This is a genomic window from Clostridium kluyveri DSM 555 (assembly GCF_000016505.1).
GTDB classification, from domain to species: Bacteria; Bacillota; Clostridia; order Clostridiales; family Clostridiaceae; genus Clostridium_B; species Clostridium_B kluyveri.
Genome location: NC_009706.1, coordinates 2,212,872 through 2,227,169, shown reverse-complemented (window position 1 = coordinate 2,227,169; position 14,298 = coordinate 2,212,872). Strand labels below are relative to the sequence as shown.

Sequence of the window (14,298 nt, the reverse complement as noted above, 5' to 3'; positions counted from 1 at the left end):
CTTATATATAAAATATTTTTGTCATGGTATTATATTTATAGTATTAAAAATGAATTAAAAGAAGGTGAGAAATGTTATGACACTGCAGCAGCTAAAGTATGCAATAGAAATTGCCAATTGTGGTTCTTTTAACGAAGCTGCAAAGCGACTTTTTATATCCCAGCCAAGTCTTTCCAAGGCCATAAAGGAATTGGAGGTGGAACTTGGAATTGGCATTTTTGAGAGAACCAACAGAGGAATTAGTATATCTATAGATGGGGCGGAATTTTTAGGATATGCACGTCAGATTATAGAGCAGACAGAGGTATTGGAAAATAGATATCATGGAGAAAGATTTAAAGCATTGCATTTTTCCCTTTCAACTCAGCACTATGCCTTTGTGGTAGACGCCTTTATAAAGCTTATGAAGAGCAATGATAATTCAAAATATGAATTTACCTTAAAGGAAACTAAAACTTATGAGATCATTGAAGATGTAAAAACATTAAAAAGCGACATAGGTATATTATATACAAATGATTTGAATTCAAAGGTGATGAATAAACTTTTTAGTGACAGTAATATTAAATTCACACCTTTATTTAATGTAACACCCCATGTATTTGTGGGTAAGAATCATCCATTATTAAATAAAAAGGTTGTTACAATGGAGGATTTGGCTTCCTTTCCTTTTATAGTATTTGATCAAGGAGAAAAAAATTCATTGAATTTTTCAGAGGAGATTTTGAATTTTTCAAATACCAATAAGAGTATTGTAGTCAATGACAGGGCAACATTATCTAACTTATTAACAGGAAGTGATGGATACACTGTAGGAACAGGAGTGTTAGTTCCAGCCTTTAATGGAGATGAAATTCAATCTATTCCAATTGAAAGTGATCAAATAGTTACAATTGGATGGATTTCCCATAAGAATATAAAACTTAGTAAAATTGCAGCCAAGTATATAGAAATTTTAAACTATGATATTGCAACTAAATATTTGGAGTTTAATTACTGCTTACTATAGTGAGAAGGAGGAAATTATGAATAATCAAGTTATAGGTAGAAAAAGAGATATTCCCCCATATAGATATGACATTGTAGGAAGTTTTTTGCGCCCAGAAGAAATAAGATTAGCCCGAAGACAATATGAAAAAAAAGAAATCTCAAAAGAAGAACTTAAAGAAGTGGAAGACATAGAAATTGCAAAACTTGTAAAAAAACAAAAAAAAATAGGACTGAGAGCTGTTACTGATGGAGAGTTCAGGCGGGGATGGTGGCATCTGGACTTTTTTTTGGGAATCAAAGGAACTGAAAGGATTAAAATAAATCAGGGCAGCAATTCCTACAATAAACTCATGAAAGCTGAAACATTTCGTGTTATTGACAATATAAAGTTTGAAAATCATCCCATGATTGATCATTTTAAATATTTAAAGGGTATTACAGAGGGGTGTATTCCTAAATTTTCAATACCTTCTCCTGCACTCTTTCATTTTGTAGAAAGTTATAATTCAAATAGATTTTATAAAGATAATGAAAAATTTCTCTGTGATATCATTGATGTCTATAAACATGCCATAAAAGCCTTTTATGACGCTGGGTGCAGGTATCTTCAGCTAGATGATACCACCTGGGGTACATTGTGCAGTGAAATTCACAGGAGCCGGTATGTAGAGTTAGGTGTAGATCCAGATGAACTGGCCAAAGATTATGTGAGGTTGATTAATGAATCAATTTCGTGCTGCCCTAAGGATATGACAATTGTACTTCACATATGTAGAGGAAATTTTCATTCTATGTGGTTTGCAGCAGGTGGGTATGAACCTGTTTCCAAAGAACTTTTTTCAAATACCAAGGTAGATGCTTTTTTTCTTGAATACGATAATGAACGTTCGGGAGATTTTTCTCCATTAAGGTTTGTAAAAGATCAGATAGTAGTATTAGGACTTGTTACCACAAAACATGGAGGTCTTGAAAGTAAAGAAGAATTAAAAGCTCGTATTTTTGAAGCCTGTAAGTATGTAGATATAGATAAGCTCTGTTTAAGTCCACAGTGTGGTTTTGCATCTACAGAAGAAGGCAATCTTATTACAGAAGAAGAGCAGTGGGCTAAACTGGAACTTATTGTTGAAACTGCAAAGGAGATTTGGATTCAATAATTTTGAGAGGTAGTATCATAGATATTTTTATGCCAGCTATAGTAAATATTTATAACTGGCAATAGTTTTTTTCAGTTACGCTAGTTAAGTGATAGTATGTTATATTTAAGATATCTTAAAGTGTAATTAAAAATATTAAATTCATGAAAGGGATAATAAAAAATGAGTGTAACATTTGAAAATACAGTAGTAAGGAATGCTCCTCCTTTTAGATGGGATATAGTAGGAAGTTTTTTAAGACCACAATCTATTAAAGAGGCACGTACTAAGTATGAGAATAAGGAAATCTCTCAAAATGATTTACATAAAATAGAGAATGAAGAAATAATAAAACTGGTCGAAATGGAGAAAAAAGTAGGTTTAAAATCAGTTACTGACGGAGAATTTAGACGTTCCTGGTGGCATCTTGACTTTATGTGGGGCTTGGAAGGTGTAAAGAAGCATGTCATTGAAAAAGGATATCAGTTCAATGGATTAGAAACTAGGGCTGAAACTGCTCAATTAACGGGAAAAATCAGTTCCAAAAATCACCCAATGGTAAAACATTTTAAATTCTTGAAGAGTATTGCAGGAGAGGATGCAATAGCAAGACAGACTATTCCGGCTCCTGCACAATTTCTTGCTGAAATGCAGCGAAGAGAGAATAAAAAAATTACCGAATCATTTTATAAGGATTTAGAGGAACTTATAGTAGATATTGCCGCAGCCTATAGAGATGTTATTAAACAGTTTTATGAAGCTGGATGTCGTAATCTTCAATTAGATGATTGTACATGGGGTATGTTTTGTGATACGGACTATTGGAAATCACGCCAAAGAGAAAATGTTGATGCTGGAGAAATAGCAAAACTATATGCCCGTGTAAATAATGAGGCCATTAAAGATCATCCAAAAGATATGATTATTACAATGCATGTTTGCAGAGGTAACTACCATTCCACCTGGGCATCTTCTGGAGGGTATGAGTCTATTGCTGAAATTTTGTTTGGAACAGTAGCTGTAGATGCTTTCTATCTGGAGTATGATAGTGAACGTGCAGGAGGCTTTGAACCTCTTAGATTTATAAAAAATCAACAGGTAGTTTTAGGTCTTATTACTTCTAAGTCTCCTAAATTAGAAGATAAGGAAACTGTTAAAGCAAGAATTAAAGAAGCTTCTAAATATGTTCCTATAAATCAACTTTGTTTAAGTCCTCAATGTGGATTTGCATCTACTGAGGAAGGTAATATACTTACTGAAGAAGAACAGTGGAATAAAATAAGGCTTGTAAAGAAAATTGCAGAGGAAGTTTGGAAATAGTAAAATATTTTTAGGTATAAAAATCAACCATTGTAAAGATTATAATGGTTGATTTTGCCGTGAAAGTAAATATGGAAAGGAAGAGTATAATGAATATTACAATTAGAAAAGTAAATATAAATGATTTGGACTCAGTAGCAAAAGTGGAGGCAGAGTGTTTCCCACAGGCAGAAGCGGCTGCGAAATCATCTTTAAAAGAGCGTATTAAAACATTCCCAGAGAGCTTTTTTGTAGCAGAAATTGATAATGAAATAATTGGATTTATAAATGGATGTGTGATAAATGGTACTGTTATCTATGATAAACTCTATAAGGATTCTACATTACATGTGCCAGAAGGAGACTATCAGACTATTTTTGGACTTGATGTAGTGCCAAATTATCGCCACAGGGGAATTGCTACACAGTTGATGAATTATATGATAAAATCATCAAAATTGTCAGGACGTAAAGGAATTATATTAACCTGTAAAGATAATCTTATTGAATATTATGAAAAATTTGGATATAAAAATAAAGGTATATCAAAATCAGTACATGGAGGAGCTAAATGGTATGATATGATTTTAGAATTTAATGAGGAGTAAATATGTAAATATAGGCAAATAAAATTGAAGCTGTAGGTAAAAAATACTCCAACAGCTCCAATTTTAATAGAATTTTCTTTATGTAGGGCACTCTTTTAAATAATTAAAAGTACATATAGAATTAATTATTTGTTATCATATTGCCGGTGTTTTGACAAGTATGAACTGTTCTAGCGAGTTTTTCTGATTTTGGCAATCTGATTTCAAGAACTCCGCTTTGCAGAGTAGCCTCTACAGCTTCTGCTCTTACACTTGTGGAAAGAGGAACTGTTCTATTTAGTACAAAATGATTGATTCCATTTGACAGCGTGCCTGAAATGGTTAATGAATCGTTACTAACATTGAGATTTAAATCGTTTAATGGTGTATTTGATACATATGCAGATATCATAATGTCACTGGATGTTTCTGAAATATCTACCGTAGGCTGAACCATAATGCTTCTTGTGATTGGATGATGATGAACCATGTTGTTAAAATTTCCACTTCTCATCTGGGCACCCTGGTATGATAAGGTATATGGTTGTGTAATCATCTGATAAGGACTAATTCCACAACTCATTATCTGAGTTCCCATGGCTTGAGGGTTATTGTAAGACTGCATAGGAAGTCCGTAGTTATAAGCAGTACATGAATTTAAGTGGTTTGATGATATTGGGGTAAATCTTAGCTGTTGTGTATTGACTCTCTGTTCATTTAAAGTATTAGTGTTCATTTGTATCATTATTTATACCTCCTGAATTTTTTTGATTTTTACAGTAATTATTATTACATATTAAAAGAGAAATTATTCAAAAATAAAAATTTATTATAATAAATTATAAAATTTATTTTTTAAAGAATTAATTTACTTTTGTAACAAAATATCTATATTATGTTTATAAAAAGTTCATTTTAAAGTAATAAAATGAAAAAAGGTGTTTTTTAAAATTTACATACATAGAAAGAAGAGAGAAAATTGGTTAAAATACTAAAAAATTTTTTAATGTTTGCAAGTATTATTGCGATGTATCAGCTAAATCCATGTAATTTAGTGCTAGCAGATAATGTTTCCCCTACCTCTGAAGTTCAAACTACATCAATTCAGAATGCATCTAATACTCAAAGCCCACAGGATGGTGACAATTCTTCGTTAGTCCAGAACGGAGCCAAATCCTCAACGTCCCAGAATGTGTCTGGCTCTTATGAAAAAAATATGAGTGAGAATTCAATATCACAAAGTTCTTCTGGTTCTACCACCGTAGAGAATAATTTTGTTACTTCAGCATCCAATGTGGATGAGGCTAATGATGTATCAGTAAATAAAACCTGGAGAATACAATTCAATCAGCCTATAGTTTTATCCTCCGCTGAGGAAAACATAAAGATTGTAGACAAAAAAACTAATAAAGAAGTTCCAATAAACATATCATTAAGCGAGAATAATTTTTATGTGGATATATCGAGCAGTACTTCCTATGATCCAGACAGCGAATATTCGTTAAGTGTAGGTACTGGATTGATGTCTGCGTATAATAGAACTTTAAAAGCTTCCTTTAATATGACTTTTAAAACCGGTTCAATAATAACCTCAATAAATGACATAAGTGTATCTATAAATCAAAGGGATAGCTATCAATTGCCGGATGTGGTTACTGCCAACATGTCTAATGGAGAAAAAAAGTCCGTAAGTGTTACTTGGGACAAGCATCTTGGAAATTTAAATATACCAGGAAATTATGTTTATCAAGGCCAGGTTGAAGGATATGATAAAAAGGTGAATTTAAATCTAATAATAAATGCTTCTGCGGAAACTGCTCCATCAAGTGTCACTTCTACATCTGCATGGATATGGCAGCTTCAAAATGAAGTGGATGCATATGGAGGTATAGATAATTTAATATCCAAATTAAAATCATTGGGAATAGCTAATGTTTGTATTAAGTATAATGAAGGGGAAAGGGCTTCTGGCGGAGGCATGAATTTTAGAGAGGATTTTTTAAAGTATGTCAATAATTTTAAAGAAGCAGGATTTAAAGTAGGTACCTGGGGATATAACCATTTTGATGACGTTGAAGGAGAAGCTAATATAATAGTAGATGCCCTTAATAATAGCGATTATTATGTTTTTGATCCTGAAGATGCGGTGTCAGGTAAGACAGAACAAGCAGAAGAAATATGCCAGATTGTAAGGAGTAAATGTCCTAATGCTATTATTGGCTATACTACTTTTCCAATAGCAAGTTATCACCAGGATATACCTTATTCAGTTTTCAATAAATATTGCGATTTTGCTGCTCCGCAGTGTTACTGGGGAGAAATGAAATGGTCGGTCACTGCATGTATGGATAAAATGATTCAGGATTACCAATACTATGGTCTAGACAAGCCTATATATCCTTTAATACAAACCTATAATGTGGACTACAATGACTATGAAACTTATGCTGGGTATAAATTCAATTCTACTGGATTATGGTCCTTTGATGAGTTAGGCAGTACATGCCAGGATTTTTTAATCAGTGAAGGGGATAAGTTGAATAGTTAAACATGTGAGACAGGAATTACTATCCTGTCTCTTTATCCGAACGCTAGAATTGCTAATACTCCCATCTTCTTCAAAGTGGGAGATAAACACTGCTACGCGCCTGGATAAGTTCTTCTAAGGTTTAGATGGAGATAAGCAGTTCTCTACAGCAAACTCCACCTAAACCTAAGAATCACTTGATATGTTCTAATTTACTATTGACAAAATGATTAAAAAAGTATATTATTAACTACAAATTTAAAAGTTAATGATTAAAGTTCAAAAGAAAATTTCTTATCAAGAGTAGTGGAGGGACTGGTCCTATGATACTCGGCAACCTGAATATTTTTATATATTCAATGGTGCTAATTCCAGCAGGTTAAACCTGAAAGATGAGAGAAACAGTTAATATAACTTTCTATAGTTTCTCTGTAGAAAGTTTTTTTATTTGATTGGCTAGACAAACTGGAGGTCAAATTTTATTTATCATAGAGTTTTTTAAGTGTAATCTCTATGATATTTAGAATTTGGCCTCTTCTTTATTATATATAGTACTTTATGAAAGTATATCTAAATTTAGAAAAGAGGAGATTTTCATGAGTGAAAAATTTAAAATAGGAACAAGAGCAGTACAAGGAGGATATTCGCCTAAGTCAGGTGATCCAAGGGTAGCTTCAATAGTTCAAAGTACATCATATAAATATGACACTTTTGATGAAGTGGCAAATGTAGCGGCAGTGAGTGCAGATGTAACAGCATTAAATAAACAGGGAGGATATCTGTACACAAGAGTAGGAAATCCAACGGTGACAGCACTTGAAAAAAAATATGTAGAATTACAAGGCGGTGTTGAAGCAATTGCCACTGCATCGGGACAATCAGCAGTGGTCTATTCCATAATAAATATTGCAAATTCAGGAGATCAAATTATTGCAAATTCAAACCTATATGGAGGCACATACAACCTTTTTAACACAATTATACCTAAATTAGGAATTAATGTATCCTTTGTAGACCCCACAGCTTCTGAAGAAGAGATTTTAGAGGCAGCAACAGAAAATACTAAACTGATATTTGGGGAAACCATAGGAAATCCAGGACTTAATGTATTGGATTTTGATAAATTTTCTTCTGTGGCAAAAAAATTAGATATACCGTTTATCGTTGATAACACTATAGCAACACCTTATCTTATAAATCCCTTTGAGTATGGAGCAAATATAGTGGTTCATTCTACTACTAAATACTCAGATGGTCATGCAGTGTCCCTTGGAGGGATAATTATTGATGGAGGAAACTTTAATTGGGCAAATGGAAAATTTCCGGATTATACTACTCCTACTGGTCCCTACAACGTGATATTTGTCAATGAATTCGGAAAACGTGCTTTCTCAGGAAAATTAAGAACCAATTTAGTTGAAGAATTTGGTGCCGCGCCAGCTCCATTTAATGCATTTTTAACAAATATGGGATTGGAAACATTACATTTAAGAATGGAAAGACATTCATATAATGCTTTAAATCTAGCTAAATACCTTTCGAATCATCCTAAAATTCAGTGGGTTAGATATCCCTATCTGGAATGGGATCCAGAATATGAAAGAGCAGAAAAATATCTAAATGGGGGAGCAAGTGGAATTTTAACTTTTGGGGTAAAGGGAGGAATTGAAGCGGCAAAGACTTTAGGAGAAAATTTAAAATTAGCTTCCATAGTTGTTAATTTAGGTGATGTAAGAACCTATGTAATCCATCCTGCAAGTACAACCCATTTGGCATTATCGGAAGAACAACAAAGAGAAGCAGGAGTAACACCTGAATTAATCAGGGTATCTGTGGGAATCGAAGATATTGAAGATATAATAGCAGATTTTCAGCAGGCTTTAGATAGAGTCTAAAATAGGTAATTTTAAAAATATAGAGGTGTAATATATGGGTATAAATAATATAGAAGTAACTCCAACTGTGAAATCAAATACTGTATATATATCTGAAACATTTTTTTATAAGAATGCCCAGGGAGTGGATATTTTTACTGAAAAGTGGTATCCGGCTAAAGGTAAGGATATATATGGTGTTATACAAGTAGCCCATGGTATGGGAGAAACTACTGATTATTATAGAGAATTTAGCCAGGAGATGGTTAAAGCTGGATTTATTGTATATATTAATGAGGGACGTGGACATGGTAGAACAGCAGGAGACATAAACGAAGCATCCTATGCAGAAAGTGCAGGATATATGGGAGATGATGGGATAAATTGGATGGTTGAAGATATAAAATTATTGACAAATATTGTGAAAAGGCAAAACCCGGCATTGCCAAATTTTCTTTTGGGTCATAGCTTGGGTTCAGTTCTAGCTCAGATATATGCCTATAAATATGGCAGTGAAGTAAATGGAATTATATATTCCGGGACTACAGGGCCAATTCACATAAAAAAAATAGCAGAGTTAATTGAAACAGCAAGTAAAGAGGCCAGAAAGATTGGAAGAAAGGCTGTGAGTATTGAGGCTTCAAATATATTTTTTGAACATTTTAATGATGAATTTCAACCGTCTAAAACAGATTATGATTGGCTGACGAGTGATTCTAAAATGCTTGAAGATACATTAAATTCTCCTTATGCCGCAGTAGAATATAAGGTCGGCTATTTTGAGGATTTATTTAATTCCTTAAAGGATATACACAAGCCTTCTACTATCGAAAAAATACCTAAGAATTTACCTATATTTTCAATATCGGGGAGTAAAGATCCCTTTGGGGATAATGGAAAAGGTATAAAAGAACTGTTTAAAATATATAGGCAATATGGTATTAAAGATGCAACTTATAAAATATATGAAAATGGACGGCATGAAATGCTTAGAGAGGTAAATAGAGATGAAGTAATAAAAGATCTGCATAATTGGCTATATAGTCATATATAATTAAAATAATATACAGTTTTAAAAAATAATATTTGCAAAGCTCACTGGTAAACCAGAGGCTGCATCCCTAAAAAGATGCAGCCTTTTTATGTAAAATCAATTTTAATAAATTTTTAAGGGGGTTTTTTAATGTCAAAAGAAAATTTAAGATTTGATACCATAAAAATAAGAGGGGGTTATAATTCTAAAGAACATAATCACTCTGTATCAGTTCCAATTTATGAAACTGCAGCATTTGATTTAGGAAGTACAGAAAGGGCAGGAAAATTGTTCTCATTTTCAGAACTGGGATTTATCTATTCAAGACTCAGTAATCCAACAGTTGAAGTATTAGAAAAAAGGGTGGCTGCTTTAGATGGAGCAGCTGGTGACATTGCACTAAGTTCCGGCATGGCTGCTATAACATATACACTTCTTAATGTAGCTGAAGATGGAGGAAGGATACTTACAACTCCTTATCTTTATGGAGGAACATTGGATGGTTTTAAAAAGTTATATCCTAAATTTGGTATCAAAATAGATAAATTTGAAGACTTCAATAATCCAGAAGCTCTTGCAAAGCAAATAAAACCAGATACTAAGGCTATATTCGTAGAAAGCATAAGTAATCCAAATGCTGCTGTAGCAGATATAGAAAAAATTGCAAAGGTGGCTCATGAATATGATATACCACTAATTGTAGATAATACATTAGCTACACCATATCTTCTTAATCCAATAAAATATGGAGCCGATATTGTAATTTATTCCGCTACAAAAGCACTTAATGGTCATGGAAATGTAATCGCTGGAATTATACTGGAAAGTGGCAAATTTAATTGGGAAAATGGCAAATTTCCACAATTTTTGGAACCGTACTATACTCTAAGAGACCCTGAAGGTAGAGCAAGGAATTTTATTGAGGTATTTCCGGATTTTCCGTTTATTACAAGAATAAGGCTTAATTATTTGAATTATTTTGGTGCAGCACTTAGTCCTTTTGATGCTTATCTGGTGTTATTGGGCCTGGAAACCTTATCTGAAAGAATAGAAAAGCAGTTGTCAAATACTAAAAAAATAATTAGCTATTTACAAGAAAGCGATAATGTTCAGTGGATAAAATATCCTTCATTAAATGATAGTCCCTATAAAGAACTCAGTAAAAAATACTTACCTAAAGGAGCTGGATCTGTATTTTCCTTTGGACTTAAAGGCACAGATGATGAAATAGATAAATTTTTAAATTCAATAAAATTATTTAGTTATCATGCCAATATAGGGGATTCCAGATCCTTGATTGTAAATTCACCTAAGACAACCCACAGTGAGCTTACTCCGGAGGAAAAAGAATTTTCACATATAGAATCCAATACAATAAGGCTTTCCATAGGACTTGAAGATGCAGAAGATCTTATTTGGGATTTGGAGCAGGCATTTGAAAAAACTTTCTCGGAACAGCTTCAGGAAGTATTAAAATAGAAAGATGAGGGGATTATCATGAAAAGATTTAAAAGTTTGGCTGCTATTTTTTAATTGCAGCTTCTATTCCAGTTTTTACTGCATGTGGACAAAATAACTCTTCTACTGAATCTACAGGAAAATACAAATATGGAAAACTTCAAATTCAGGCCCTTGGAGGAGGAGTTTGTGGTGCTCCAGCTTATATAGCCAAGGAAAAAGGATTTTTCGCCAAAGAAGGATTCGATGTGACTCTTGTAAGTGGAACATTTGAGCAACAAAAAACCGGACTTGCAAGTGGTGAGTTCACTGTTACCAATGGTGATTTTCAATTTTTTCCTTCAGTTCAACAAGGCCTTGATATTAAAGTTATAGGCGGACTGCATAAAGGTTGTATTAAATTGGTTGTACCTCCTAATTCCCCTATAAAAACTGCAAATGATTTGAAGGGAAAGAGAATAGGGGTGGATGAAATAGGAGGAACTCCAATGGCTATTACTACTCTTGTACTGGCTAATGCAGGAATTGATCACCAAAGATGTTAAATGGGTACCTTATCCACTTGATCAATTGACAAAAGCTGTAGATAAAGGCGATGTGGATGCTTTTGCTGCATGGGATCCATTTGCTACACTAGCTGAACGAGATAATAACTATAAAGTTATAACGGATATTGCACAGGATCCATTGTTTAAAGGAAAATCATGTTGTTTTTTATATGCATCTAATAAAGAAATCAAAAAGAATCCGGAAAAAATTGCAGCTCTTGTAAGAGCGTATAAAGCAGCAGATGAATGGATAGCAAAAAATCCGGAAGAAGCTGCCAAAATTGAAGTTGATAAAAAATATGTATCAACTACGGATGTAAAACTTGTTACTGAACTTATAAAAAATTATGATTTCCAATATACTACGGATGCTGCAAAAGAAGATGTTAAATATTTTGTAGGGCAGTTAAATAAAACTGGATTCTTAAAAAAAGATACAGATCCTGAAAAATTTGCTAATGATGTATACTATGATGCATCAGGCAAGTAAGGTATTGGCATACTTTCACATATCTAGTAGGAAGGAGAATTAAAGTGAGCATTTTAAGTGAATTGGTGAATTCAAAGGCTGTATCCAAATCAAAAATTTTACCAGAGGGCACTGATAAAATAGATGTAGTAAAAGCACCTGATACAGTAAACTGGAAACCCAAATCAAAAGTTTGGACAGTTTTACAAATTATTGCTTTTGTTGTGGCTTTAATTGAAAACTTTGCACTGCCTACAGTGCAGGCAGTTAATGTACTACCCTATAGAATTATGCTGATACTCTTTATAGTTTACCTGGGAGTATTATATATCCTATCTTTTTCAAATGAAAGACTAAGAGCAAAGTTTAATCATAAAGCCCAATTTTATTTTGCTATAGGAATTGGATTTACAGCATGGGATATATTGTCTACTAAAACTAATATACTGCCTCTGCCATTTTTCCCTGGAACAGCTCAGATAATTCAGGTAATTGTTGAAGATTGGAGCACACTTTTGATGAGTACTGCTTATTCTATGAGACTTTTAGTTATAGGTTTTATAGTAGGAACATTTTTAGGGTTGGTAACAGGAATTCTAATGGGATGGTACAGACAGTGGTATTATTGGTTTTTCCCTGTACTTAAAGTAATAGGAGTAGTTCCTGCAGTAGCATGGATACCTGTAGTAATGATAATATTTCCATCAATTTTGGTTTCAGAAGCAGCTCTAATTGTACTTTGTGTATGGTTTCCAGTAGCTTTTATGGCTTCTGGAGGTATAGAAAATATACCTAAATCCTATTTTGAAGCAGCTAAGACCCTTGGAGCAGATGAAAGATTTTTAATATTTAAGATAGCTATACCCGGTGCCATGCCATCTATATTTACAGGTATTTATACAGCTACAGGACTTTCATTTACTACACTGGTGGTTTCTGAAATGTTAGGGGCAAAGGCAGGGCTGGGGTGGTATATAAACTGGGCTAAAGGCTGGTCCAACTATGCAAAAGTTTATGCGGCCATAGTCATAATGGCAGTAGTTTTTTCTATCGTATTGGCAATTATATTTAAAATTAGAGATAGGGTACTTATATGGCAAAGGGGGCTGTTAAAATGACAAGATCTATAGCTTTCAATAATGCTGCTATTGAAATAAAAAATGTAGATAGAACTTATATAGATGCAAATGGCAATTTAGTTGAAGCTTTGCGTAATGTAAATCTAAGTATCAGAGCGGGAGAGTTTATTTCATTTGTAGGATCATCCGGGTGTGGCAAGACAACGCTTATGAGACTTATAGCAGGTCTTGATAAGCCTCAGTCTGGAGAATTGTTTTTAGATGATAAAAAGATAGAAAGCACTAATTTTGAAAGAGGATATGTATTTCAACAGGCAAATTTATTTCCCTGGGAAACCATTGAAGATAATATTGCAGCAGGACTTAAAGCCAGAAAGATTTATAGAGAACATAAAAGTGAAGTTGGAGAATATATAAAACTTACAGGACTTCAGGGATTTGAGAAATCATATCCTCACCAGGTTTCAGGAGGGATGGCTCAAAGGGCTTCTCTTGCCCGTGCACTTATAAATAACCCTAAAGTACTTCTTCTTGACGAACCCTTAGGTGCATTGGATGCTTTTACGAGAATGGATTTACAGGATAAATTAATAGAACTCTGGCAGAAAAGAGGAACAACTATGGTACTTGTTACCCATGATGTAGATGAGGCAATTTATCTCAGTGATAGAATAGTAATTATGACTCCACGTCCAGGAAAAATAGAGGATGTGGTAGAAGTGAAAATTAACAGACCTAGAAATAGAAATGAATCCGAATTTATTGAAATCAGAAAACAAATACTTGAAAAGTTACATTTAGCCAATAAACATTAAAATGAATTATATAATTAAGATGTAAGGTGAGCATTTTTTCAATTAATAATGCTCACCTTACATTTATTTGTTAAGATTTACCTTTAAATGAAGTTCCGCAGTTTTTGCAGGTTATAGTTATTCTCCCCTTTTTTTTAGGCACTCTCAATTTTTGAGCACAATTTGGACATTTGAATACTTTATAGGGATTATGTGGATTATTTGAATTTATAAAATTTTTTACTTTATAAATTAAAGGCGAAATAAAATTCTCGTAAGCCTGTAACTCCCTGAACCTTTTATATTTATTCTTTGAAATACATCTCCAGCTGCTGTATATTATAAATACAAGGCCTAATGTGTAGGCAGGTTTTATAAGGAGAATTATAATTCCTCCAATATAAAGATGTTTAGAAAGTTTATCCATACCATAGCTGTCTCTGAAATAATAGGAAATTTTATTTAAAAATTTGTTCAAAGTTACCACCTCCGGGAATAAAATTTTAG

At 33.2% G+C, this 14,298-nt stretch carries 14 protein-coding genes and 1 riboswitch; of the genes, 12 read left to right on the top strand and 2 right to left on the bottom strand.

Going from position 1 to position 14,298, the window contains the following annotated elements; all coding sequences use genetic code 11:
* Nucleotides 1–76 precede the first annotated feature (76 nt).
* The 4 genes from CKL_RS10710 to CKL_RS10695 all read left to right on the top strand — a co-directional run bounded on the left by CKL_RS10710 (nt 77) and on the right by CKL_RS10695 (nt 4,030).
* Complete coding sequence (locus tag CKL_RS10710) at nt 77–1,009, top strand: LysR family transcriptional regulator (RefSeq protein WP_012102526.1); 933 nt, start codon at nt 77–79, stop codon at nt 1,007–1,009.
* Between the two features lie 16 nt (nt 1,010–1,025).
* Entirely contained in the window at nt 1,026–2,144 is a 1,119-nt protein-coding gene (locus CKL_RS10705) for a 5-methyltetrahydropteroyltriglutamate--homocysteine S-methyltransferase (protein ID WP_012102525.1), read from the top strand.
* Nucleotides 2,145–2,306: 162 nt separating this feature from the next.
* On the top strand, nt 2,307–3,443 hold the full coding sequence (locus CKL_RS10700) for a 5-methyltetrahydropteroyltriglutamate--homocysteine S-methyltransferase (protein ID WP_012102524.1): 1,137 nt from the start codon (nt 2,307–2,309) through the stop codon (nt 3,441–3,443).
* Nucleotides 3,444–3,532: 89 nt separating this feature from the next.
* Nucleotides 3,533–4,030 (top strand): GNAT family N-acetyltransferase, encoded by a 498-nt coding sequence (locus tag CKL_RS10695; RefSeq protein WP_012102523.1) that lies wholly within the window; start codon nt 3,533–3,535, stop codon nt 4,028–4,030.
* 121 nt (nt 4,031–4,151) lie between these two features.
* Here CKL_RS10695 and CKL_RS10690 read toward each other — a convergent pair whose 3' ends face one another.
* Complete coding sequence (locus CKL_RS10690) at nt 4,152–4,754, bottom strand: Hsp20/alpha crystallin family protein (protein WP_012102522.1); 603 nt, start codon at nt 4,752–4,754, stop codon at nt 4,152–4,154.
* 234 nt (nt 4,755–4,988) lie between these two features.
* Between CKL_RS10690 and CKL_RS10685 the strand changes: the two genes are divergently transcribed.
* The 8 genes from CKL_RS10685 (at nt 4,989) to CKL_RS10650 (ending at nt 13,812) form a co-directional block, all read left to right on the top strand.
* Nucleotides 4,989–6,557 carry an Ig-like domain-containing protein gene (locus CKL_RS10685; protein WP_012102521.1) on the top strand — a complete coding sequence of 523 codons (1,569 nt, stop codon included), beginning with the start codon at nt 4,989–4,991 and terminating at the stop codon, nt 6,555–6,557.
* Nucleotides 6,558–6,827: 270 nt separating this feature from the next.
* Nucleotides 6,828–6,935: riboswitch (SAM riboswitch) on the top strand.
* A 197-nt stretch (nt 6,936–7,132) separates the two neighbouring features.
* Complete coding sequence (locus CKL_RS10680; protein ID WP_012102520.1) at nt 7,133–8,431, top strand: O-acetylhomoserine aminocarboxypropyltransferase/cysteine synthase family protein; 1,299 nt, start codon at nt 7,133–7,135, stop codon at nt 8,429–8,431.
* 34 nt (nt 8,432–8,465) lie between these two features.
* On the top strand, nt 8,466–9,464 hold the full coding sequence (locus CKL_RS10675; RefSeq protein WP_012102519.1) for an alpha/beta fold hydrolase: 999 nt from the start codon (nt 8,466–8,468) through the stop codon (nt 9,462–9,464).
* A gap of 129 nt (nt 9,465–9,593) precedes the next feature.
* Entirely contained in the window at nt 9,594–10,922 is a 1,329-nt protein-coding gene (locus tag CKL_RS10670) for an O-acetylhomoserine aminocarboxypropyltransferase/cysteine synthase family protein (RefSeq protein WP_012102518.1), read from the top strand.
* Between the two features lie 227 nt (nt 10,923–11,149).
* Nucleotides 11,150–11,446 (top strand): ABC transporter substrate-binding protein, encoded by a 297-nt coding sequence (locus tag CKL_RS21555; RefSeq protein WP_012102517.1) that lies wholly within the window; start codon nt 11,150–11,152, stop codon nt 11,444–11,446.
* Nucleotides 11,418–11,939, top strand: a complete 522-nt coding sequence (locus CKL_RS19865; RefSeq protein WP_012102516.1) for an ABC transporter substrate-binding protein — start codon at nt 11,418–11,420, stop codon at nt 11,937–11,939. The genes CKL_RS21555 and CKL_RS19865 overlap by 29 nt, the downstream gene beginning before the upstream one ends.
* 44 nt (nt 11,940–11,983) lie before the next feature.
* Nucleotides 11,984–13,036 carry an ABC transporter permease gene (locus tag CKL_RS10655; protein WP_012102515.1) on the top strand — a complete coding sequence of 351 codons (1,053 nt, stop codon included), beginning with the start codon at nt 11,984–11,986 and terminating at the stop codon, nt 13,034–13,036.
* The gene (locus CKL_RS10650) at nt 13,012–13,812 is read left to right on the top strand and encodes an ABC transporter ATP-binding protein (protein ID WP_012102513.1); all 801 of its coding nucleotides are present in this window, start codon (nt 13,012–13,014) and stop codon (nt 13,810–13,812) included. The genes CKL_RS10655 and CKL_RS10650 overlap by 25 nt, the downstream gene beginning before the upstream one ends.
* A 70-nt stretch (nt 13,813–13,882) precedes the next feature.
* Here CKL_RS10650 and CKL_RS10645 read toward each other — a convergent pair whose 3' ends face one another.
* A complete protein-coding gene (locus tag CKL_RS10645; RefSeq protein WP_012102512.1) occupies nt 13,883–14,269 on the bottom strand; it encodes a hypothetical protein in 387 nt (128 codons plus the stop codon).
* Nucleotides 14,270–14,298 lie beyond the last annotated feature (29 nt).

Coding starts and splice junctions, on each gene's coding strand:
- CKL_RS10710 (WP_012102526.1), top strand. CDS start 77: ATGACACTGCAGCAGCTAAAGTATGCAATAGAAATTGCCAATTGTGGT.
- CKL_RS10705 (WP_012102525.1), top strand. CDS start 1,026: ATGAATAATCAAGTTATAGGTAGAAAAAGAGATATTCCCCCATATAGA.
- CKL_RS10700 (WP_012102524.1), top strand. CDS start 2,307: ATGAGTGTAACATTTGAAAATACAGTAGTAAGGAATGCTCCTCCTTTT.
- CKL_RS10695 (WP_012102523.1), top strand. CDS start 3,533: ATGAATATTACAATTAGAAAAGTAAATATAAATGATTTGGACTCAGTA.
- CKL_RS10690 (WP_012102522.1), bottom strand. CDS start 4,754: ATGATACAAATGAACACTAATACTTTAAATGAACAGAGAGTCAATACA.
- CKL_RS10680 (WP_012102520.1), top strand. CDS start 7,133: ATGAGTGAAAAATTTAAAATAGGAACAAGAGCAGTACAAGGAGGATAT.
- CKL_RS10675 (WP_012102519.1), top strand. CDS start 8,466: ATGGGTATAAATAATATAGAAGTAACTCCAACTGTGAAATCAAATACT.
- CKL_RS10670 (WP_012102518.1), top strand. CDS start 9,594: ATGTCAAAAGAAAATTTAAGATTTGATACCATAAAAATAAGAGGGGGT.
- CKL_RS19865 (WP_012102516.1), top strand. CDS start 11,418: ATGCAGGAATTGATCACCAAAGATGTTAAATGGGTACCTTATCCACTT.
- CKL_RS10650 (WP_012102513.1), top strand. CDS start 13,012: ATGGCAAAGGGGGCTGTTAAAATGACAAGATCTATAGCTTTCAATAAT.